At 49.1% G+C, this 1967-nt stretch carries 1 protein-coding gene and 1 pseudogene; one reads left to right on the top strand and one right to left on the bottom strand.

Features of this window, described 5'->3' with window-relative positions; translation table 11 throughout:
• Positions 1-676 (top strand): hypothetical protein (locus tag VE954_RS31115; protein WP_324960337.1); only part of this gene is annotated, 676 nt, incomplete at its 5' end.
• Positions 677-1062: 386 nt separating this feature from the next.
• Here VE954_RS31115 and VE954_RS31120 read toward each other — a convergent pair.
• Positions 1063-1725, bottom strand: a pseudogene (locus tag VE954_RS31120) (ISAs1 family transposase); the annotation flags it as partial.
• Between the last annotated feature and the right edge of the window lie 242 nt (positions 1726-1967).

Below are 1967 nucleotides of genomic sequence, written 5' to 3' on the forward strand. Positions count from 1 at the left end.
AACATTTGCCGCGACTATTGTCGAGGTGATCGGGGATTCGGCCTGTCCTACAGGCTATCAGGAACTTACAGTTGCTGAAGCTGCGGCCCAAGCCAGTACGATTTGTGGGATTCTAGGTACATGGGATATCCTGAGACTTGCCGGCGGTGGATCAATGGATGGACCAGGTTATAACTGCAAGACACGAAGCTTTGATAATCGGAATCTCGGGGGCTCTCTTTGTCGTAAAGTTCAAGCTGTAACCAAGGTCAATGGTGATAGGAATTGTGCAAAAGGTTCGGCCCTTGTTGGAACTGATCTCGCACGTGCCAATCAGGACAGTTACTGTCAAAAGCTCGGCACGTGGGATATCGTGCGCCTTGCCGATGGAGGTTCCATTGATGGTCCTGGCTATGGATGTGGTATCCGTGATGCCGATACTCGAGATCTCGGTCACTCACTTTGTGCAAATCTCTCCGTGATCAAAGTTGGCAAAGACGGACCTTGCCCTGCAGGGACAGGACTGGCGAGTCCCGAGGCTGTGAAAAATCAACTGGCCTCAATCTGCCCTGATCTTGGAACCTGGGATATTGTTCGCCTGGGCGAAGGAGGATCGATGGACGGTCCTGGATATGGCTGCTCAGTTCGGCTCAAAGATGAAAGAGGTCTTGGGAACGGCCTCTGCGTTGCTCGCTAGATGCCGGAAAGCTCGCACTAATTTAGCGAAGTGATTGAGGGAAACCTGCAGAAGTCAGACTTTCCCCGATTCTGCATCAAACCCTTTAAGGCTGACCCACCATTTGCTCACGAATGCTTTTCATCTGTTGATGTACAGACGGACGTTTACTGAGCTCCGTGCCCCGTATTCCGGACAAGATTGCAGGGCCCCGGAAAGAATGCCTAGGAATTAATCCAGGCGTTGAGTGGGTCCGCTACACTGGATTGTGCTTCCCTTGAAATTCCTGCTGGAAGGAAGGCCAGAATTGAACCCTTTCGACTTTCTGGCAAAAAGTCCATCTTATGGTCGCAAAGGCGCCGTGAGAGACGGCGTTCTTTTGTAAGAATCTCTTATCTCATTTGGCTTTAGATTTTTGAGAAGAGATATTCCAGATCGGTGTCTTGGCCATAAAGGCAGCATCGAATGGTTTTTGCGATCTGAAATTGGCCTTTTTTCCTGAACAGGCCCATGATCACGTTACGCAGAGTGATCATAAGATGGGGAAGAGAGCCGGACCTGACCCCGCTGCGATCCTCGTTAAATGTCACGTCTCTTACATAAAACATTTTGTTTTCAATGGACCAGTGGCCTCGATTCAACTGGAGCATTGCCCCTGCATCGGCATCCTTAAGACTCGTCAGGCCATATACATGATCATGCCTGACTTTGCCGCTCCTTTTGGTAATGCTTTCACGTTCAATGATAAAGGCCTGTTCTGCAGTTGGAAAATGAAGCCAGGATGGAAGCTCCTTCATCAGGTATGGAGTTCTTTTATCCTCTCTTCCATGTCCACGTTCCTGCGTGCTCGCTTTTGAATAGGAATTTTCCTTGATATTGAGCATGTCCAGACGGTCGATAAGCTTTTTCCTGTTTCCTTTCATCGGAAAAACATAATCGGCTTCCTTGCCCTTGAGCCAGGCTGCGAAATCCTTTGTGCTGTGAAGGGCATCGACGGTCACTATTTTGCCTCGAATATCAATCGAATCGAGGAGGGGTCTTATTTCCGTTATGTTGCAAAAAATCTCTGGTGTTTTGACCTGGGACTCGTCATATTCGCCAGTTCACCGTACTCAGGGGAGTGGTTATGGCGCTGAGCTTCAAAGGACGGCATTTTGAAAAGTCCATTATTCTGTATATGGTCCCGCCGATCGAAGCAAGAGAAACAGTTGCGATGGAAGAACGAGAATAAGATGCTTCCGTATATCCGGCGTCTTTGTTGAAGGGTGAAACCTTTAGCGCCCTGATGGAGTATGCGCTCCCCGCTCCTCTA

Source organism: Oligoflexus sp., from assembly GCF_035638955.1.
Lineage (GTDB): Bacteria > Bdellovibrionota_B > Oligoflexia > Oligoflexales > Oligoflexaceae > Oligoflexus.